Source organism: Methanosarcina baltica (genome assembly GCF_055394095.1).
Window position 1 is genome coordinate 1,008,937 of record NZ_AP042463.1, and the last position, 20,005, is coordinate 1,028,941.

The following is a 20,005-nucleotide window of genomic DNA, read 5'->3' on the forward strand; positions in this document are numbered from 1 at the left end:
GGGCCAGAAACCGAGCCTGCGGGATGCGGAACCTGTGGGGTGTCGGCCAGGCACATTCACAATCAAAAAGATAATAAAAGGTGTAGAATATGAAGATTCCAAAAAAATTCAGGACTTATTGCCCCTTCTGCAAGACCCACACCGAGCATGTGGCAGAAAGGGTTAAGAAAGGCAAAGCTTCCTCCCTGACTCGCATTGCAAGACAGAAGAAGAGACAGTCCGGTATAGGGAACAGCGGAAAATTCTCCAAGGTACCTGGTGGAGACAAGCCTACGAAGCGTGTCGCACTCAGATACCGCTGCACCGTATGCAAGAAAGCACATCAGAGACCCTGTTTCCGGGCAAAGAAATTCGAATTCAAGGAGTGATAAAACGTGAACAAGTATATCCAGAGACCAAAGAGCAGGTTCCTGCGCGTAAAGTGCAACGACTGTGAAAACGAGCAGATCATCTTCGGAAGCGCAAGCCGCAAGGTCACCTGTGTCGTGTGCGGAAGAACCCTTGCAGAGTCTACCGGCGGAAAATCTACGATTACCACCCACATTCTTGAAGTACTTGAATAAGTACTTCCTGCAAAGTGGAACGGACTTATAAACATCAGAAAGAGGAAGTGGTACGAATGGGAAACGATTACTGGCCCGAAATCGGGGAATTCGTAGTATGCTCGGTAAAGAACGTAACTGATTTCGGAGCCTACGTCGAGCTTGAAGAGTTCGGAGCAAAGGAAGGTTTCATCCACATCTCCGAAATCAAAGCAGGCTGGGTGAAATACGTCAGGGACTATGTAAGGGAGGGACAGAAAGTCGTCTGTAAGGTCCTGAACGTGGACATCTCCCGCGGCCACATAGATATTTCCTTAAAAGACGTAAACGAGCACCAGCGACGCGCCAAAATCCAGGAATGGAAGAACGAACAGAAAGCCGACAAATGGCTCCAGTTCGTGGCTGAAGAAACCGGAACTGACAACGATACCATGGTGGCCCTCCGGGACAGGCTCTATGACGAGTTCGGGAGTGGTTTCGCAGCTTTTGAAGAAGCCGCAATCGAAGGGGAAAGGGCCTTTAAGGCTCTGGAAATCAACGCGGATGTAATCGAGAGCATCATAAAGATTGCGACCGTGAACATCAAGCTGCCCTTCGTGGACATCGCAGGCTACGTGGACCTGACAAGCAGCCTGCCTAACGGCATCGAGACCATAAAGGAAGCCCTGACCGCCGCAGACAGCATTGAGGACGTTGACGGAAAGGACGTCAGGCTCGAGGTAAGCTACACCGGAGCCCCGAGGTACCGGATAAAGGTTATTGCCCCGGATTACAAGAAGGCAGAAGCCGTACTCAGGAAATCCGCCCAGGCGGCAATTGACACCATATCGGCTCTTGGAGGAGACGGGATCTTCAAGAGGCACATCGAATCCGAAAAGGCGTGATGCCCTTTGGGATTTAAAATCCAAAGATGCAAGGAATGCGGCAGTTATACCCTCAAGGAAATTTGTCCAGCCTGTGGGGGAACAATTATTCCTGCCCACCCCGCTCGTTTTTCCCCTGCTGACCCATACGGCAGGTATCGCAGACTGGCAAAAAAAGGGAAGGCAAATAAAACTTAATAGTCTGAAAGTGCAATGTGTACTTCCATTTACATGAAAGTGCAATGCATACTTCCATTTTTTTTGCCCATTATTCAAAGAATATCATACTCATTTTTGCAGGGAATTTCCAAGCAGGGGAGAACCATGCAGAGAAAAGGAAAAAGGGATACTGATGCAGGAAAGTACGCTTATCCGTATGAAAGAAGAAGTCGAACTTGAAAATCCGATCATGATTGTCGGGCTTCCAGGTGTGGGCCTCGTAGGTAAACTGGTGACGGAACATCTGGTAGATGAACTGGGTGCTGAAAAGATTTTTGAAATATATTCACCTCATTTCCCGCCCCAGGTCCTGGTAAACGAGGACTGTACGGTCAGGCCGGTCAGCAATTCCATTTACCTGGGAAAAGCAAACGAAAATGACGTGCTTTTCCTTGTGGGGGACCATCAAAGTACGACCTCTCAGGGCCATTACGAACTCTGCACCCTTTACCTTAAACTCGCAGCCGACCTCAAGGTCTCCAGGATCTATACCCTCGGCGGTTACCCGACCGGCAAACTGGTCCATGAGGAAGTTGTTCTCGGTGTGGCCAATAGCCTTGACCTGATCGAAGAGATGAAGAACTACGGCGTCGAGTTCCGGGAATCCGAGCCAAGCGGCGGGATTGTAGGGGCATCAGGCCTGCTTGTGGCCTTCAGCCGTTTTAATGATATCGACGCAGCCTGTTTGATGGGCATGACTCCAGGCTACTTGATGGACCCAAAAAGCGCCCAAAACCTCCTGAAATTGGTCTGCCGGATCCTTGAGATCAATGTTGACACGACCTCCCTTGAGAAAAAGGTAGAAGAGATGGAAAGCATCATGGAAAAGTTGAAGGAAAAGGAAGAGATGCAAAAGCCAACAGTCGAAATTCCTTCGGAAGAAGACCTGCGTTACATTGGCTGAAACAGGATTTTCTGAAAAATACTTTCTGAGAATAATTCATAAAAATACTTTCTGAGAATAATTCATAAAAATACTTTCTGAGAATACATCCTGAAAATGACCAGGGATAATAACTTCGGATAACATCCTGAAAAAAGCTCCTGGAAACAGTTCCTGAAAAAGGGCCCAGCTCGTCAACTACCCCCACCTAAAACCTTCGCCTAACGGCTCAGGTTTTTGAGGACGGGGCTTGTTTCGGCAAGTCCCTGGTTGACCAGATCGCCAGTAAGGAGCTTTGTAATACTGGCAGCCGATACGAAATAATATTATAGTTACCCTGGAATGCCGCCTCAGTTTCAGGCTCTAAGGATGCTGGTTAAACAGTCCTGAGAGGTAGGGACAGTGCTTGCATCATACAAACCTTTCAGTATCAGATCGAGAGGAAGTCGGATGTGGTGGGTTGACTCCACAGCCCCCAATACGCATAACTCCAAAAAATGGAGGTAAACTCTATGTTAGTTTACATAAAAAACCAGAACGGAAAACCACTAATGCCCTGTAAACCTTCAAAAGCCAGAAAGCTTTTGAGGGAAGGCAAGGCCAAGGTTTTGAGAACTACACCCTTTACTAAAAACTGCTTTTCGGAAGCAGTGGGTACACTCAGCCCGTGATAGCAGGCATAGACTCAGGCTCGAAAGTTGTTGGCTGTGCTGCTATTGCTAACGGAAAGGTAGTTTATCAGTCAGAAATTCAATTAAGGCAAGATGTTTCTAAAAAGATGGATCAACGGAGGATGTACCGAAGAAACCGGAGAGGCCGGAAAACAAGGTACAGGCCTGCAAGGTTCAATAATAGGGCAGCTTCGAGGAAAGAAGGAAGGCTAGCCCCTTCAATCAGGAGTAAGTTGGAATCTCACATCAGAGAAAAGAACTTTGTGGAATCCATCTTACCGGTTACGAAGTGGAAGGTCGAAACGGCTTCCTTTGACATTCACAAAATAACGAATCCGGAAGTTTCAGGTATTGAGTATCAGGAAGGTCCACTGAAGGATGCCTACAACGCCAGGGCTTTCGTACTGGACCGGGATGGGTAACACATGCCAGCACTGCAAAGGTAAATCAAAGGATAAGCATTTGCAGTGTCACCACATCATTTTCAGATCTGATGGAGGCCCCGATACTCCAGAGAACCTTATTACTTTATGCCGAACCTGCCATCAGGCCCTCCATGCCGGAGAGTTTGAGTTAAAGAAAAAGCAATCAAAAACCAAACATGCAACTGACATGGGAATTATCAAAAGCCAGCTTAAAAAGTCAGATTGGGAGTTTGAGGAAAATTTTGGTTTTGAGACCAAGTTCAAAAGAGAACAGTTTTTAAAGCTCTCTAAAACTCACTATAATGATGCTGTTGCCATCTGCTGCGAGGACGGACAAACGGTAAAGCTGGATAATACGGTTTACCATAAAAAACACGTTTCTGCCGGGGACTTCCAGCAGACAAAAGGTGCTAGATCAGAAAAGAAGATTCCAACCGGTAAAATATACGGAATTCGAAAATTTGATCGTGTAAAAACAGTTAAATGCACTGGATTTGTGAAGAGAAAAAGAGCCACAGGCTTCTTTGCCATTCAAGATATATTTGGCAATGTGATATCAAACAGTGTCAACGTAAAGAAAAACTGTATTCGCCTCTGTGCGAGAACTACAACTTTAATCCAAGCGGTGAATGTTTGAACGCATTCCTCTCCCACCTGCCAGTTCCGGCAAAGCCGGAACTGTCGAGGAAGGGGTATCCTGCTGAGGTAAGATGAAAGTCAATACAGATCTCCACCTCCACTCAAAGTATTCCATGGCCTGTTCCGATAAAATGGAACTTCCCACCATTGCCCGGGAAGCCGCGAAAAAAGGAATTGGCCTGGTAGGCACCGGAGACTGCGTCCACCCAAAGTGGCTTGCCAATATAAAGGCGGCCTCCCAATCCGATGAAGAAATCCAGATCGGGAACACTTTTTTTATACCCACCACGGAAATAGAGGACAGGAAACGTGTCCACCACCTCCTGATTCTCCCTTCGATTTCAAAAGCCGAGGAGCTGGCCGAGCGCCTGGACAGATTCGGAGACCTGGCCGCCGACGGCCGCCCTACCGTGGCACTTGACGGCTGTGAACTTGCGGAAATCGCAAAGGATCTCGGAGCTTTGATCGGCCCCTGCCACGCTTTTACCCCCTGGACGGCCCTTTACGCCTATCACAATTCTCTTAAAAGCTGCTACGGGGACATGACTGATTATATCTCTTTTCTGGAACTCGGCCTGAGTGCTGACAGCGATTACGCTGACCGCATAGGGGAACTCCACCGCCTGACTTTTTTATCCAACTCCGACGCCCATTCCCCCTGGACCAACAAACTGGCCCGGGAGTTTACCTGCTTCGAGCTGCCGGAAATCAGTTTCGAGGGCCTTGAAAAGGCCATCCTCCGGAAAGAGGGATTTGGCCCGACCCTGAATGTCGGTTTTTTCCCGCAGGAGGGAAAGTACAACAAATCGGCCTGTATCAAGTGTTTTGCCCATTATACCCAGAAGGAAGCAGAGGGCCACCGCTGGCGCTGTCCGGAATGCAGGGGCCTGATTAAGAAAGGGGTGGCTGATCGGGTGGCCGAACTTGCGGATTTTGAGGAGCCCAGGCATCCGGAATACCGGCCCCCCTATCTGCACCTGATCCCTCTGGCGGAAATCATCCAGATGGCCCTCGGACACGCAAGCATCCGAACAAAGGGGGTGCAGACGGCCTGGAACACTCTTGCCGAGCATTTCGGAAACGAGGTCGAGGCCCTGGTTTACGCTGAACCTGAAAAACTCGAAATCGTGGACGAGCGGATTGTCCAAGCGGTTCTGGCCTTCCGGGTAGGGGACGTCAATATACACGCCGGCGGAGGCGGACAGTACGGCCGGGTCGAACTGCCGGAACACCTGAAACCGGGGCCTGAAAAAGCGAAGAAAGGAAACGGGCCGAAAAAGGGTGCAAAGAAAGAAAAAACCGGGGCCGAAAATGCCGGGAAGCCCACGGACCAGAAGTCCCTGTTTGATTTCTGACTTTTTTTGACTTTTGATTTTCGGGGGGCGGTTTTTGATTTCCGGTTTTTGGAATCCGGGGCCGGACTTTCGAGAATAAGCTATATAAAAGATTAAGTTTATTCAATCAATCCAGTTTCGGAATGATTTATTTTCGGATAGAGGGCATTGTAAGACATTCGCATATTCCGGGCCCAGATAGCCGAGCGGTAAGGCGGTGGTCTCGAAAACCACTTCTTCCTGGAAGAGCGCAGGTTCAAATCCTGCTCTGGGCGCTTTTTACCTTTTTTAGTTATGTTTTTGCAGAGGCTGAGCTTTGCTTTTGGTATTTCAGCGCAGTTAAGTTGATTCCTGAAATTTCGAATGGGACCGAGTTTTCTGAAATATCGTTTTTAATCTGGTGTTTATTCAGAGAAATAAGAGGTATGAAATTTACTGTAAAGTGCCATAAAAGGGATTATTTTACAGTAAATGGGAAATGGGGATTTACTGTAAAATAATTCCCTTTACAGTATTTTACAGTAAATCCACACTTACTGGTTTTAACGGATCCGAGCTTTTGAAAAAAGGAAAGTATTTTTAGGCCCCCGGCATATGAAATACAACTTATACGAAATTAACCCGGCCCAGAATCTCGGAACTAAAAAAGAACATGGAGGGAAACAACCATTGGTATCCAGAAAAGACCAAATATTGCTAAAATACTTTGACCGCAGCGGGAAAGGTGATATAAAAACATCCGATTTCGTGATCCGATTGCTTGGCTTTATCTCCTTCACAGTTGCAATTCTTGCAATTCTCGTATTCATTTACTTCCGGCTTTTTATCTGATTTTAGGAAAAAGAACCTCAAGCAGCCTCAATCCCCATTTAGTACATTCATCGACCCTGTTTTTCAAAACAGGAAACCTTACAAAAAACCGGTTGTCCGGCAAAGAAAAAGGATTGAAGAAACACATACCCATATTTTATGGGGCCAGGAAGCAAAAAATCATGCGTTAACTACTCCTTCCAACACCCCCTTCGAATAGAAGAAGAGATCCCCTTTCTTCCGAAGATAGATACATATTTCATTCAGAATGATTAATTACATTAAATAGATCTCATTCTAAATAAGGTATTTATTAAACAATATCTCATTCTAAATGAGATATTTTCTGAAAGAATCCGGAAGAATATATTTTCAGAGAAAAGGGGCCCTCGATAAAATGGATGCACAGCAGTTAAAAGAAATACTTGACGAGCAAAAAGCCGATTTTGAAGCTTTCCGGCCTGAAAAGATTGTGGAGCGGGATATCCTCGCAAAGGTTTCAGAACTGTTGAAACTTCCCCATGCCCTCGTAATCTCGGGTATGAGACGCTCTGGAAAGAGCACTCTTTTGAGGCAAATCCGCATGGAATTTTACAGGGATGAGCCTATTTATTACCTCAATTTTGAAGATGAGCGCCTGATTGATTTTGAGGTAGGGGACTTTAACTTTCTTTATGAGACTTTTATATCCCTTTTCGGGAAGAGTAGGGTCTTCTTTTTTGATGAAATTCAGAACGTTGAGGGCTGGGAGCGCTTCGTCCGGCGGATGTATGACAGGGGTTTCAAGTTCATCATTACAGGCTCAAATTCCTCTCTCCTGAGCCGGGAACTTGGTACCAGACTGACCGGCCGCTACGTCGGCCTGGAACTGTTTCCATTTTCATTCCGGGAGTTTCTGGAATTTAAAGATATGGAGATTCCGGAAGACCCGGAAGAAACTCTAACTGAGGCCAGGGGACTTATAAAGGGGGCCTTCAATGAATTTATGGAAAAGGGAGGCATCCCTGAGTACCTGCGTTTTGAAAATGCGGACATACTAAAAACCCTCTATGACAACATCCTCTACAGAGACATCCTGGTCCGCTACGGGCTCGGGGAAGAAAAGGCCCTCAGAGAACTTTCGCTCTATATTTTTTCCAATTACACTTCCAAAATAAGCTACAGTAAGCTGCAAAAAATGCTGGGACTGGGAAGCGCAAATACGGTCAAAAATTATATCGGATACCTTGAAAACTCCTATATGGTCTTCACCATCCCAAAATATGCCTATTCCCTGAAAAAGCAGATATATTCCCCAAAAAAAGTGTATGTAATCGATTCGGCCTTCATAAAGCTTATCTCCTTCAGCTTTTCCCGGAACCGGGGAAAACTCCTGGAAAACCTGGTATTTCTCGAACTTATGAGGAGAAACCTGGAAATTTATTACCACCGAGATAAGCAGGAATGTGATTTCATAGTTTGTGAGAATAAAAGACCAATAGAAGCAATCCAAGTAACCGTTACCCTGCATAACACGAAGGAAAGAGAGTATGGTGGCCTCCTTGAAGCTCTCGAAGCTTACGGCCTGGAATCCGGCCTGATTCTCACGGAAAACGATGAATTCGAAGAAACTGTCCGGGGAAAAAAGATAAAAGTCAGGCCTGTCTGGAAGTGGCTTTTAAAAAAATAATTTTTGGAAGGGCCTTTTCATACCATTTTTTCGCACTCTTATTCCTTTTCGTCTCCCACACAGCCGCAGGAAATGTTGCCTTTGAGGATTTCCCGCCAGTCCCCGATCACGTCATGGGTCCAGCAGTCGTCAGCACCTGCGGCTTCCCGCATGACAAGGGCGAAGATATAAGAAAGTTCCTTAACCGTGGCCCCGGCTTCGAGAGCTCCTTTGAAATGCTTCAGGACGCAGGGTTTTGACCTGCCCTTGATCGAAAGGGCAAAGCAGATGAACTGATAGGTCTTTTCATCTTACCTCAGCAGGGGGGTCCCCATCCTCGACAGTTCCGGCTTTGGCGGAACTGGCAGGTGGGGGAGGAATGCGTTCAAACATTCACTGCCTGGATTAAAGTTGTAGTTCTCGCACATAGGCGAGTACAGTTTTTCTTTACATTGACACTGTTTGATATTACATTACCAAATATATCTTGAATCGCAAAGAAGCCGCTTGCTCGTTTGCCTTTTACAAATCCTTCCACCTTAACTGTTTTTACATGATCAAATTTTCGAATCCCGTATATTTTACCGGTTGGAATCTTCTTTTCTGATCTTGCACCATTTGTCTGCTTGTAGTCTCCAGCTGAAACGTGTTTTTTGTAGTAAACCGTATTATCCAACTTTACCGTTTGCCCGTCCTCGCAGCAGATAGCAACAGCATCATTATAGTGGGTTTTTGGAAGTTTTAAAAACTGTTCTCTCTTAAACTTGGTCTCAAAACCAAAATATTCCTCAAACTCCCAATCTGACTTTTTAAGCTGGCTTTTGATAATACCCATGTGGGTTGCATGTTTGGTTTTCGATCTTCTTTTCTTTAACTCAAACTCTCCTGCATGGAGGGCCTGGTGACAGGTTTTGCATAAAGTAATAAGGTTCTCTGGAGTATCGGGGCCTCCATTTGTCCTGAAAATTATGTGGTGACACTGCAAATGCTTATCCTTTGATTTACCTTTGCAGTGCTGGCATGTGTACCCGTCCCGATCCAGTACGAAAGCCCTGGCGTTGTAGGCATCCTTCAGTGGACCTTCCTGATACTCAATACCTGAAACTTCCGGATTCGTTATTTTGTGAATGTCAAAGGAAGCCGTTTCGACCTTCCACTTTGTAACCGGTAAGATGGATTCCACAAAGTTTTTTTCTCTTATATGGGACTCCAGCTTACTCCTGATTGAAGGGGCTAGCCTTCCTTCTTTCCTCGAAGCTGCCCTATTATTGAACCTTGCGGGCCTGTACCTTGTTTTCCGGCCTCTCCGGTTTCTTCGGTACATCCTCCGTTGATCCATCTTTTTAGAAACATCCTGTCTTAACTGAACTTCTGACTGATAGAGCACTTTTCCGTTAGCAATAGCAGCACAGCCAACAACTTTCGAGCCTGAGTCTATGCCTGCTATTACGGGTTGAGTGTACCCACTGCTTCCGAAAAGCAGTTTAATAGTAAAGGGGATGGTTCTCAAAACCCTTGCCTTGCCTTCGCTCAAAAGTTTTCTTGCCTTTGAGGGTTTACAGGGCATTAGTGGTTTTCCGGTATGGTTTTTGACGTAAACTAGCATAGAGTTTACCTCCTTTTTTGGAGTTATGCGTATTGGGGGCTGTGGAGTCAACCCACCAAATCCGGCTTCCTCTCGATCTGATACTGAAAGGTTTGTATGATGCAAGCACTGTCCCTACCTCTCAGGATTGTTTAACCAGCATCTTTAGAGCCTGAAACTGAGGCGGCATTCCAGGGTAACTATAATATTCTTTCGTATCGGCTGCCAGTATTACAAAGCTCCTTACTGGCGATCTGGTCAACCAGGGACTTGCCGAAACAAGCCCCTTCCTCTAAAACCTGAGCCGTTAGGCGAAGGTTTTAGGTGGGGGTAGTTGACCGATTGTTCGCTTTTCGGCATAGAGCTGGTCGATTTCGTCCAGCTTTTCGGTGAACTCAGGGAAAAATCCTTCAAGCATTCTCATGTTGCCCATTCCTTTTTATATACTTTTATTTTGAGTGTTAATGGGGTTAACCTGTATGATATTATAGGGATTTTTTGGTATATAAAAATAGTTCAAATTATTTTGAAATAGCTTCCGGATATTTGTGGGGCTCCGGTTTAAATCTGAAAAGATGAGTGTAGTTATCCATCTTAGAAAAGGGAACCAAATGCTTTTTTCAAAGAGTGAAAAAGGATAAAAAGCGACACATAGTTCAGTATATTAAGACCCCAATCAAATATATAATAACCATTCAATAGATGGTTGAATTAAGCCGGGCCCCAAAACCCGGAAAGGGGAAAAAGGAGGTGGAAAGCTTATGGTAAAGTGCGGAATTTGCGGGGGAGAAGCTCCCAAGCAGCCCAGCATCACCGAAGACGGAAAATGCGACCTCTGCGGCAAAAAAGTAAAGCTTGCAGAAGAAGAAGAGAAAAAAAAAAAAAAAATTTCAGGGTAAAATAAGTATCGAAAAGCAGGAGGAAGTCTCTCTGCTTTTCCCGCTTTTTCTTTATATCTGTGAACGGTTGTTTCCCGTTTCCTTGAAACGGAAAACGCTATGAGAGACGAAATTAAAAATAACTCGACATCTTGATTTTGAACTTTTTTACATTAAATCATTTAGATTTTTTACCCCCTGTGTGCTTCAAGACTGAACGACCCATGTTCTTAATCCAATTTTGAAACTCAGGGAACTATATAAATAATAAAGCATTCATGCAATCATCAAGTTTCAAATCTTTAAAGGTGGACCTGCTGGCTTTCCCCAGGGAGGTCACCTTCTATCAATGGTGCCAGCAATGGTGCTGGCTTCTAATTTCTATAATTATACATTCTCCTTAGTGCAGCTACCTTTCCGCAGTGGAGCTGCCTTTTCATAACAGCGTTTTCTTCTAAATGGTGATTACCAATGTCACAGGTTAAAGATCTAAGATGGAAAAATGGAATACGTGTTTCCGAACTTGTCGATTTTTACGAACATATCGGGTTTCAGAGCGTCGAACTTCAAAGGGCCTCTGAAGTTATCGTGAAGATGAAAAAGGATTCTGCAAAGGTTTTTTTGACCTTTACCTCTAATATGGTCACATCAGGCCTCAGGGGTTTTTTCGCCCAGCTCATTGAGCTCGGGGTTGCCGACATCATCGTAACGACCGTTGGAGGGCTTGAGGAAGACATCATGAAGGCTACCGGGGAGGTCTTCCAGATCGGGAACTTCCAGGCAGACGATGTCGAACTGCACGAGCAGGGCATCAACCGAGTCGGAAACCTGCTCATCAGAAACGAGAGCTACATGAACTTCGAAGACCTCATGTCCGACATCCTGAAGAAGCTCTATGAAAAGAAGCCCCGCTGGGCCGTCTCGGACCTCCTGCGGGAAATCGGATTCATGCTAAACGACCCGGCCTCCATCCTCTACCAGGCCGCAAGAAACAACGTGCCCATCTTCTGTCCCGCAATAACAGACGGGGCCTTTGGCTTTCACCTCTACCTCTTCCAGCAGGACCACCCCGACTTTGTCGTTGATGTCGTAAAGGACTTCGGAAACATCCTCCTTGTAACCAGCCAGGACGACAGGAAAGGCGTAATCGCCCTTGGGGGCTCCATCTCAAAGCACCACGCCATCCTTGCAACCCTCCTCAACGGAGGTGCGGAATACGCCGTCTACATGACAACCGCCCATCGGACCTCAGGGAGCATGTCCGGCGCAAACACAAACGAGGCAAAGTCCTGGGGCAAGGTAAAGGACGAAAGCGACGTTGCAACCGTAATCGGAGACGTAACCATAACCTTCCCGCTTGCCATGATGCGGGCCCTGGATGAACTTCAGGAAGAAGGACTTCTTAAACCGACCACGGATCAATAAAGATCAAAAATCAAAGCTAAGATCAAAGCTGAAGATCAAAAGGCCAGCGCGGCAAAGCTCAATCACGGAGGTCATCAATATGAGTATCCCATCCCCTAAATTCACCTTATCGAAAAAAGTCTTAATCGATCAATACCGGCAGGCCGCAGAGCTTGCGGATGTCGTATCCTACAGTTCCAAGACAAACCCGACAGTAACCCCAATCCTCGAAGAGCATACCGATGCTCTTTTCAGCGTCCACATGCCAAACGAACTCAAACACATCCGGGACAAATCCCGGGTCGTTTTCCTGGCTCAGGGCTGGAGCGAAGCGCAGATTGCCGAACTTTACGGACAGGGAATCCGGCATTTTGTCGTGGACAATGAGTTTGATCTGGACATTTTACTCTCGGCCCTGAAAAACAAACCCTGGAAAATAACCCTATCCCTCCGGCTCAAACTCAAGGAAAACTCCATCCGTACCGAACGCTACTTCGTCTTCGGTATGCCCTCCGAAATAATCAACCGGCGGATTGCAGAACTTAAAGGGCACCCCTCCCTCAAAAAACTCGGAGTACACTTCCATAGAAAGACCCAGAACGTCAGTGAATGGAAACTCCAGCGGGACATCGAAGCCGTGCTCACCCCGGAAACCCTTGAAACCATTGACCTCCTGAACATCGGTGGAGGCCTCCCGGCCCGCTACGCCAACAGCAACGCCGACGTGCTCGACGGTATCTTCAAGCGCATAACGGAATTCCGGGAATGGCTGCATGCCCAGGGAATCGAGCTCATGGTCGAGCCCGGCAGGTTCATCGCAGCCCCCGCAGGCAAACTCATCACCTACGTGACAGGGGTATACGAAAACAACATCATGGTCAACGCCTCGGTCTACAATTCCGATATGGACGCAATCCTGGTACCCGCCAAACTGCTCATAGAAAACGAGCTGGAAGACAAAAGCGGCAAACCCTACGTAATCAAGGGCTACACCCCCTGTTCCATGGACCTCTTCAGGTACCGGGTCTACTTTGAAAAAGAACCGAAAATCGGAGACCAGATCACCTTTATCAACGCCGGGGCCTACAACTTCTCCTCCAACTTCTGCGACCTCGAAGAAATTCCTACGGAAATTATTGAATGAGGAATATCAAGGATATTAAAGCAAAAGAAAAGAACGAAGGGAATACGCCATTAAGGTTAGTATGGTTTTTTTAGCCAGTTTCTTCGAAATAAAGTTTAATTCTCCAAAATAAGGTTTATAGTCCGCTTGAGCTCGCGCAGCGAGCGAAACGGACACCGTGCTCCCGAAGCGGAACTCGGGAAGTGCAACTCGGGAAGCGCAACTCGGGGAGGTAAGGAATAAGTACCGGCAGGACAAAGTGATTAAAAAAGAGGGGTAAAAGAAGGGGGGACAGGGCCGAAATGAAAACAAAAACTATTACTTTTTTGCTTATACTTTCTCTGCTTGCAAATGTCTATCTTATCCAGCAAGAGCCACCTGCCGGAGAAGCAGCCCCGGAAGAAAAGTTCCAGGAGATACAGGCCCGCATCAATTCCCTGGAAAAGGCTAACGAGGGTCTGGAGACAAAAGTCCTGCAGGATTCTCTTTCCCTGCAATCTTACGCAGCCCAGCTCGATTACTACCGGGACCGGGTCTTTGAACTCGAATCCGGGATAGACAGCTGCCCTGTGGGCCGAGAGGGGATTGCAGCCCTCCAGGCCCCGGCGGTATTCCAGACGATAGAGACCGAAAGTGTCGGTCCCTTTGTGCGGGAAAAAATCCTGGAAGAAGGGGCCCTGATCAACATCTCGGCCGAGGTCAGGCCCGGGAAGGGGAGAGTGCTTGTGCAGACGACTCCACTTATGGGGGTGGTCTTCCAGGATGCGGCAAATACGGCTGTTTTCGTTGCCGAGTCCCGGGCAGGGACGAGCCTCATCGGGAGCGACACCATTTTCAGCATCACGGCAAAAGACGAAGTACCGGCCGTAGACGGAGCAAGTGCGGGAGCCCTCATGACCCTACTCGTGCTTGCCGCCCTTAACGAGACGGAACTCAACGAAAGTGTGACCCTGACCGGCACCATCGACAGCGAGGGAAACGTCGGGCCCATTGGGGGCGTGGTTGAAAAAGCGCAGGCCGCAAAGGAAGGAGGTAAAAAGCTCCTGCTCCTGCCTGCGGAAAACAACCAGATCGTGCGCTACAGGCTCATCAGCAGGGACTTTAACGGCTTTACCATAACCGAGAGAAAGCCCGAGGTCCTTGATACCAAGGAGTTTATCGAGGAAAACGTGGGCATCAAGGTCGAATACGTGACCTCGATAGAGGATATCCTGCTTTATGCGGCCTGAGAATACCTCTTTTCCTCTTCTCTTCTTCTCCTCTCGTCCTCCCCAATATATCACTGAATTTTTTTTACCTGTGCCCCCTCTTTCATGTCCTGAACGGTGTAGCCCAGCTCTTTTATCCGGTCCCTCAAGCTGTCTGCTTTTCCCCAGTCTTTATCTTTCCGGGCAGTTTCCCTTTCCTCGACCAGATTCAGGACCTCAGCCGGGACTTTTTCACACCGATCCTTCTTTTCAAAAAGCCCGAGCACAGCTGCAAAGGCCCGGTAAAGCTCCAGGATTTTTTCAAGGACTTCCCGGTTTTTCCCGGTTTCCAGGTATTTGTTGGCGCTTCTGGAAAGTTCCCGAAAGACCTGCAGGGCCTTTGGGGTATCGAGATCGTCTTCAAGGGCGGCCCTGAATTCTGCTTCGAGTTTCGGGAGCATTTCAAGGGTTTCGAGGGTTTCGTGGTCTCCGGAATCGGCTCCGGAATCGGTTCCGGAATCGGCTGAAGGAAGCAGGAACTCCAGGTTATCGAGGGTTTCCCTGAGCCGCTGGTAGTTGTTTTTCGCATTTTCGGCAAAGGCCTTCGTATAGTCAAGTTTTTTCCGATAGTGTACCGAGAGGAAAATGAACCGGACGACCTCGCCTCCGTATTCTTCCACGATTTCGGGCAGGGTGAAGAAATTGCCCTTTGACTTACTCATCTTCTACCCTCCCACGATAAGGTGCTCTCCGTGGACCCAGTAGCGGACAAAAGGCAGGCCTGTGGCCCCTTCGGACTGGGCGATCTCATTTTCGTGGTGCGGGAAAATGAGGTCCACGCCTCCCGTGTGGATGTCCAGGGTCGGGCCGAAGGCTTTTGTGGCCATGACGGAACACTCGGTATGCCAGCCAGGCCTGATTTTCCCCCAGGGGCTTTTGTAATAGACTCCCCGCAAAACTTCTTCGGAAGAGGAGGCTTTCAGGAGGGCAAAATCCCGGGGGTTGTCTTTTTCGTACTCGTCCACGTCCACCGAGGCCCCGATCTTTATGCGGTCGAGGTCGATTTTCGAGAGTTTCCCGTAGGCCGGAAAGGCCGAGATCCTGAAGTAGACCGAGCCGTCCTTTTCGTAGGCAAGCCCTTTTTCCATAAGTTTTCGGGAAAGCTCAATCATCCCGTCCACGTTTTCCGTGGCCCTTGGATATTCGGAGGCCTTTCTGATGTTCAGCAGGTCAAGCCCCCGGAAAAATTCTTCCGTGTATTTCTCCGTAAAATCCTTGAGGGACATCCCAGCCTTTTCCGAGTCCCGGATGGTCTTGTCGTCGATATCCGTGATGTTCATGACAAGTTTCACGGTGTAGCCCAGGTACTCCAGGGTCCGGACGAGGTTGTCCGTCATGAAAAAAGTCCTGTAGTTTCCTATGTGGGGCAGGTTGTAAACCGTGGGCCCGCAGGCGTAGATCGAGACTCTTCCGGGCTCAAGGGGGACGAAAGCTTCTTTTTTCCGGCTCAGGGTGTTGTAGACCTGTAACATAAAGGGTAGTTTTTGGACTGTAGGGTATTTAGTTTTGCTGTCCCCTGGTTTTTTGGAACTTCTTTTTGCAGGGAGGATTTTACTGATTTTCCCGACATTCCCTGGAAAGAGATTTATTTAGACCCCCAATATTTTTATATTACAGTCACTTTATATAAATAATGTTAATTCCATATCCCTATAATAGCATTCTCACCAAAAAAGAAGAAGGCCCGTATATGTTCGAAAAAATAATCCCAAAGCAGCGAAAGATGTCCACCCAGGTCGGAGGGTTTTTGATTCTTGTGAGTGAGACCATGTTTCTTTTTTCCATTCTGAACTTCCTCATGATCAGTCGCCTCCAGTACTATAGTTCCAGCGACTCCTATATCCGGGTCCTCTTTCCGCACTATATGATCTTTCTGGGGGCCATGGGTTTCGTAGGCCTGACCGCGATGTTTCTAATTTATACGTATATCCTGCCGAGCAAGCAGCGCTTTTCCCAAGAGCAGGCCGTGAAGGACTCCCGGAGCCCGACCTACAACAAACTGACCGAGGTACAGGCCGAACTTGCCGAGACTCGAAACCTGCTGGTGAAACTCTCGGAAAAGGTCGAAGAACTTTCGAAGGATGAGCAGTAAGGCCTGAGTATCTGTGAAATCGTTTCATCGGGGACCCCCCCTGGCCACAACTCTACAGAATACAGTCATTCAAAAATTACTTATGTGTATTGTTCGTTATAACGAACATATGTTTTCTATGACGAACATATGTTCAAAAGCTGCTCTTCCCATCCTGCGGTTTCTGGGCAGAAACCAGCATGAGGATTTCTTTGTAAGGGAAATTGCCCGAAACCTCCGGCTTGGAGCAGGAAATGCAAGTGAGTCTCTCAGGCAGTTATGTGAAGCAGGGCTTTTAATCCGAAAAGAAAGAGGAAAAATAGTAATTTATCAGGCTGACATGAAAAGCCCCCTTCTCCGTGAGTTAAAGGTCTGTTTTACACTTATGGAACTGAATCCCCTCGTCCTCCGGCTTAGAGGCGTTTCATCCCGCATGGTCCTTTTCGGGAGCTGTGCAAGAGGGGAAGATACTAAAGACAGCGATATCGACCTGCTCATTGAAACGGATGATCCGCGTAAAGCATTCAACCTTGTTGCGTCAGCTCAGAAAGATCTCGACCGTGATCTGTCTCCCATTATCCTTGGTGAGGACGAGTTCATGGCTCTGAAACGGAAAGATCGGCCTCTTTATGAAAGAATTATGAACGGCAAAATATTAGTTGACGAACGTGTCGGGGAATATTATGAGATACCAGTTTGACCAGTGTTTAAAGAAAGGGAAAATAGTCCGAATCTCAGTAGACAATGAGCTTGTCCACAAAGAAATCAATGAGGCAGAACAGGATCTTGCAAGCGCTCAACGTTCTTTTGAAGATGAAGATGCAAAGTGGGCGATAGTTCAGGGTTATTATGCCCAGTTCCATGCCCTACGAGCCCTTTTATTCGGAAAAGGTTACCGTGAAAAAAGCCATACATGTCTCCGTTATGCTATTGAAGCCCTTTTTGTTGACGAAGGAGTCCTGAGTCCTGAAATCCTGGAAAATTTCCTTTATGCCATGCATACAAGGGAAGGAGCCGACTATGGAGCAGTTTATTCAGATGTTTCGGCGGAAGAAGTGCTTATGGCTGCAAGGGAAACTGTCGAACTTGTGCTCGAAATGCTTTGAAGTATATTCATCTGCGTTTTTTTCGATCCTCGAAAGGACGAGATGATCAAACTTCAGGAAACTGAAAAAAAGGCGGGCCGGTTTCAAAAGAGGATTCGGCGGGTTTACCGGAATGCCAGTATTGTAAACTCGTAGGGAAGAAAGGCTGTTATTGCATTGGCGAGTCGAGGAGTCGGGCCTGAAACGGCCTTAAGGGTTATTGAGAAGATGAGGGTTGACGAGGAAGCTTTTTATCGGGTATTCTGAAGGCCGAGCGGAATTATGTTAAGACTAAGAAGTTTTGGTAACTTGAGGAATAATTCTTCAAAAAATTCTACGGTACTTATTGTATATTTTAAAATTTATTGAGTGAATTTATTTATGATGACATTCATTTTATTTTGATGAGATATCCAGATTTAGATATTAGAGATATTTTTAGGTATTTACCAATAATAATAGTATTTGCAGTTCCTTGCCTATATTTGTTATTCAATATTCTTGTCAAACTTGCTCTTGCTTTCATATTTCTTTCCTTAATTGGTATAGGAATAGGTATCATCGGAAACAACGAACAAATTATTATTACTTCATCAATAGGATTTGCACTTGGAATTATATTTATGGTTATTGGGAATTCAGGAATCGGTTTTTTTGAGTGTAACCCAATAGGAAAAAATTTATTAAACACAGCTAACGTTATTGTAAATTCAACGAGGGAGATTGCTCAATCTAAGCAACTACTTTAATTTAATAAGTTTGAATAATTGATTCGTGGGTATGAGTTACTGAAAACGTAAGAATAAGAATCTCTCTGCATACTTCCCAAACACACGGAATATAAATCATTTCGTCTTTATAATTTATAATATATAGTCACATTTGATATGCGAAATCATTTCAGGACACGACAGGTGAGCTCAAAAGGTAAGTCCTATATAGAGAATAAGGTCATCTAGACACTCAAATTCTTTCTCTGTTAGTAGGTAACTGTCTCTTTTTTTATAGGTATTGAATTCTTTCCATGTATTGCTTAATATTTTGAAGACGTTCGGTCTCTTCGGATTCTCAGTATCACGAATCATTACTTTGGTCATATAATCCACATATTCTAATCTTTTCTTTTTTGGAGGATGAATATTTTTTGGTGGGTTGATTCCTGCTTTTTGTCTTAAAATAATGAAGATGTTTGGTTTTTTCTGATTACCCATATTGAGATATTCTAATTTACGGAGTGCGCTCTTCATTCCTTCAGGCTTTTGAGTTCTTGCTACAGATTCAATGTCTGATCTTATTTCATGTATAGTAAACACCCACTTATAAATCTCGCTCCACTCGCTCCAAGAAGAATTCAACCAAAAAAAAAGAAAAAAGAATATAATCAAATTAATAGGAAATGCAAAAATTATAGATAATGCAAAAATTATAAATAATGCAAAAATTAAAAAAAGAACGCAAAATAGTTTTTCGATTATAAAGTCGAATATAGCGTCCCTATTGAAAATATGGCTGAATTCATGAGCAATAATCGCTTCCATCTCATCTTTTGTCATCTCATCAAGCATTTCATGCGTGACACGCAGCCTGTCACAGTAGGTGGGTATCAGCTTCTTGAGGGAAATGGTCCATCCAGCACCTGCATAAATACGTTTCCCTTTGATAGATCCTTTCTTGACTTCAACGCAGATAGCATCCATGTCAAATGCTTTCATAACGTTCTCTGTACACTCATAGAGCAAAGGATATTCACTTTTTTTTATTCCTTTGATTATTAATGACTTGTTCTTTCTTTCCGATTTCATTTTCAGTCTCTACCTAGGCCGATTCTTCAGATTGTTCCATATCATACTAAAAACATACTTACAAATATTTAATAGTTGGCATCCTGATCTTATCCCAAAACCCATTTTTTCTTAATAATATAATTTCTCAGGGTTGCGTTCATAACCAGAATCTCGGTTGATATTTCTAAATACGAGATCTGTTGAGTAGATCAAATAAGAATTTGTAGTTCATTGGTTCTGATGAATAATGGATTTTTGCTGCGTTGAGCTTTCGAAAGGTTGAGGAGTATTCTAGCGTCCCGTTTTTCGACTTGCTGATTTGAGAGTGGGCGGTTTGGTGGCTAAAAAATATTATAATAAATATAATATGATCCATCAGAAGACCCCCTTCATCAAATAGATTTACCAAGCCCCTATTTTTTGGCTCAGCATTCCTTTAAACCATAACAAACAAAATCTACTCACATGGAAAATGCGGGCCAGCACAAAGATCTATTCAAAAAAATCTCTGCGTTCCTCCGAAAGGAAGGAGTAATAAAAGTAGCCGTTTTCGGCTCCTATGCCAGGGGCGAGGAAAAACCGGGAAGTGATATTGACCTTCTCGTGGAATTTTCCGAAACAAAAGGCCTGCTAACCCTTGTCCGGATTGAGAGAGAAATATCAGAATTCCTCGGGGTAAAAGTGGATCTGCTCACTGAAGAGTCGATAAGCCCGTATCTCATTGAGGGGATTAAAAAAGAAGCGAAAGTAATTTCAGCATGATTTGAGGGCGGCCGGTTGAGAAGAAATATAAT

General features: G+C 45.8%; 22 protein-coding genes, 1 tRNA gene and 2 pseudogenes. 21 read left to right on the forward strand and 4 right to left on the reverse strand.

What is annotated here, in order from left to right; genetic code table 11:
* Positions 1-89: 89 nt before the first annotated feature.
* From ACZ5QV_RS04350 to ACZ5QV_RS04400, 11 genes are all read left to right on the forward strand, one after another.
* On the forward strand, positions 90-368 hold the full coding sequence (locus tag ACZ5QV_RS04350; RefSeq protein WP_464601390.1) for a 50S ribosomal protein L44e: 279 nt from the start codon (positions 90-92) through the stop codon (positions 366-368).
* Positions 369-374: 6 nt separating this feature from the next.
* Positions 375-563, forward strand: a complete 189-nt coding sequence (locus ACZ5QV_RS04355) for a 30S ribosomal protein S27e (protein WP_464601391.1) — start codon at positions 375-377, stop codon at positions 561-563.
* Between the two features lie 56 nt (positions 564-619).
* Positions 620-1,426, forward strand: coding sequence for a translation initiation factor IF-2 subunit alpha (locus ACZ5QV_RS04360; RefSeq protein ID WP_464601392.1), 807 nt, complete (start codon positions 620-622; stop codon positions 1,424-1,426).
* Between the two features lie 6 nt (positions 1,427-1,432).
* Positions 1,433-1,603, forward strand: a complete 171-nt coding sequence (locus tag ACZ5QV_RS04365; RefSeq protein ID WP_464601393.1) for an RNA-protein complex protein Nop10 — start codon at positions 1,433-1,435, stop codon at positions 1,601-1,603.
* 154 nt (positions 1,604-1,757) lie between these two features.
* Positions 1,758-2,528 (forward strand): proteasome assembly chaperone family protein, encoded by a 771-nt coding sequence (locus ACZ5QV_RS04370; RefSeq protein ID WP_464601394.1) that lies wholly within the window; start codon positions 1,758-1,760, stop codon positions 2,526-2,528.
* A gap of 491 nt (positions 2,529-3,019) precedes the next feature.
* Positions 3,020-3,178 (forward strand): RRXRR domain-containing protein, encoded by a 159-nt coding sequence (locus tag ACZ5QV_RS04375; protein WP_464601395.1) that lies wholly within the window; start codon positions 3,020-3,022, stop codon positions 3,176-3,178.
* On the forward strand, positions 3,175-3,600 hold the full coding sequence (gene iscB / locus ACZ5QV_RS04380; protein WP_464601396.1) for an RNA-guided endonuclease IscB: 426 nt from the start codon (positions 3,175-3,177) through the stop codon (positions 3,598-3,600). Before ACZ5QV_RS04375 ends, iscB (ACZ5QV_RS04380) begins: the two co-directional genes overlap by 4 nt.
* Positions 3,557-4,240, forward strand: a complete 684-nt coding sequence (locus ACZ5QV_RS04385; protein ID WP_464601397.1) for an HNH endonuclease — start codon at positions 3,557-3,559, stop codon at positions 4,238-4,240. Before iscB (ACZ5QV_RS04380) ends, ACZ5QV_RS04385 begins: the two co-directional genes overlap by 44 nt.
* Positions 4,241-4,313: 73 nt before the next feature.
* Positions 4,314-5,597, forward strand: coding sequence for an endonuclease Q family protein (locus ACZ5QV_RS04390; RefSeq protein WP_464601398.1), 1,284 nt, complete (start codon positions 4,314-4,316; stop codon positions 5,595-5,597).
* 171 nt (positions 5,598-5,768) lie between these two features.
* Positions 5,769-5,851: transfer RNA gene (locus ACZ5QV_RS04395), tRNA-Ser, on the forward strand.
* Positions 5,852-6,783: 932 nt separating this feature from the next.
* Entirely contained in the window at positions 6,784-8,055 is a 1,272-nt protein-coding gene (locus ACZ5QV_RS04400; RefSeq protein ID WP_464601399.1) for an ATP-binding protein, read from the forward strand.
* 364 nt (positions 8,056-8,419) lie between these two features.
* Here the strand turns inward: ACZ5QV_RS04400 and iscB (ACZ5QV_RS04405) are convergent, their stop codons facing one another.
* A complete protein-coding gene (gene iscB / locus ACZ5QV_RS04405; protein ID WP_464601400.1) occupies positions 8,420-9,640 on the reverse strand; it encodes an RNA-guided endonuclease IscB in 1,221 nt (406 codons plus the stop codon).
* A gap of 286 nt (positions 9,641-9,926) precedes the next feature.
* Entirely contained in the window at positions 9,927-10,052 is a 126-nt protein-coding gene (locus ACZ5QV_RS04410; protein ID WP_464601401.1) for a hypothetical protein, read from the reverse strand.
* 328 nt (positions 10,053-10,380) lie between these two features.
* Here ACZ5QV_RS04410 and ACZ5QV_RS04415 point away from each other — a divergent pair, with 328 nt between their 5' ends.
* The 4 genes from ACZ5QV_RS04415 to ACZ5QV_RS04430 all read left to right on the forward strand — a co-directional run bounded on the left by ACZ5QV_RS04415 (position 10,381) and on the right by ACZ5QV_RS04430 (position 14,253).
* Positions 10,381-10,518 carry a hypothetical protein gene (locus ACZ5QV_RS04415; protein WP_464601402.1) on the forward strand — a complete coding sequence of 46 codons (138 nt, stop codon included), beginning with the start codon at positions 10,381-10,383 and terminating at the stop codon, positions 10,516-10,518.
* Positions 10,519-10,968: 450 nt separating this feature from the next.
* Positions 10,969-11,922 (forward strand): deoxyhypusine synthase family protein, encoded by a 954-nt coding sequence (locus ACZ5QV_RS04420; RefSeq protein ID WP_464601403.1) that lies wholly within the window; start codon positions 10,969-10,971, stop codon positions 11,920-11,922.
* A gap of 79 nt (positions 11,923-12,001) precedes the next feature.
* A complete protein-coding gene (locus tag ACZ5QV_RS04425; RefSeq protein ID WP_464601404.1) occupies positions 12,002-13,045 on the forward strand; it encodes a decarboxylase in 1,044 nt (347 codons plus the stop codon).
* A 281-nt stretch (positions 13,046-13,326) separates the two neighbouring features.
* Positions 13,327-14,253: a S16 family serine protease gene (locus ACZ5QV_RS04430; RefSeq protein ID WP_464601405.1), complete on the forward strand. Its 927-nt coding sequence runs from the start codon at positions 13,327-13,329 to the stop codon at positions 14,251-14,253.
* A 50-nt stretch (positions 14,254-14,303) separates the two neighbouring features.
* Here ACZ5QV_RS04430 and cysS read toward each other — a convergent pair.
* A pseudogene (cysS, locus tag ACZ5QV_RS04435) lies at positions 14,304-15,743 on the reverse strand (cysteine--tRNA ligase).
* Positions 15,744-15,961: 218 nt separating this feature from the next.
* Between cysS and ACZ5QV_RS04440 the strand changes: the two are divergent.
* The 5 genes and pseudogenes from ACZ5QV_RS04440 to ACZ5QV_RS04460 all read left to right on the forward strand — a co-directional run bounded on the left by ACZ5QV_RS04440 (position 15,962) and on the right by ACZ5QV_RS04460 (position 18,176).
* Positions 15,962-16,363, forward strand: coding sequence for a hypothetical protein (locus ACZ5QV_RS04440; RefSeq protein WP_464601406.1), 402 nt, complete (start codon positions 15,962-15,964; stop codon positions 16,361-16,363).
* Between the two features lie 118 nt (positions 16,364-16,481).
* Entirely contained in the window at positions 16,482-17,042 is a 561-nt protein-coding gene (locus ACZ5QV_RS04445; protein ID WP_464601407.1) for a nucleotidyltransferase domain-containing protein, read from the forward strand.
* Positions 17,026-17,448, forward strand: coding sequence for a HEPN domain-containing protein (locus tag ACZ5QV_RS04450; protein ID WP_464601408.1), 423 nt, complete (start codon positions 17,026-17,028; stop codon positions 17,446-17,448). Before ACZ5QV_RS04445 ends, ACZ5QV_RS04450 begins: the two co-directional genes overlap by 17 nt.
* A gap of 27 nt (positions 17,449-17,475) precedes the next feature.
* Positions 17,476-17,735, forward strand: a pseudogene (locus tag ACZ5QV_RS04455) (hypothetical protein); the annotation flags it as partial.
* Between the two features lie 96 nt (positions 17,736-17,831).
* Positions 17,832-18,176, forward strand: a complete 345-nt coding sequence (locus ACZ5QV_RS04460; protein ID WP_464601409.1) for a hypothetical protein — start codon at positions 17,832-17,834, stop codon at positions 18,174-18,176.
* A 171-nt stretch (positions 18,177-18,347) separates the two neighbouring features.
* On the opposite strand, the gene ACZ5QV_RS04465 is transcribed toward ACZ5QV_RS04460, so the two are convergent.
* The gene (locus tag ACZ5QV_RS04465; RefSeq protein WP_464601410.1) at positions 18,348-19,229 is read right to left on the reverse strand and encodes a M48 family metallopeptidase; all 882 of its coding nucleotides are present in this window, start codon (positions 19,227-19,229) and stop codon (positions 18,348-18,350) included.
* Positions 19,230-19,676: 447 nt separating this feature from the next.
* Here ACZ5QV_RS04465 and ACZ5QV_RS04470 point away from each other — a divergent pair, with 447 nt between their 5' ends.
* Positions 19,677-19,973: a nucleotidyltransferase family protein gene (locus tag ACZ5QV_RS04470; protein WP_464601411.1), complete on the forward strand. Its 297-nt coding sequence runs from the start codon at positions 19,677-19,679 to the stop codon at positions 19,971-19,973.
* Positions 19,974-20,005 lie beyond the last annotated feature (32 nt).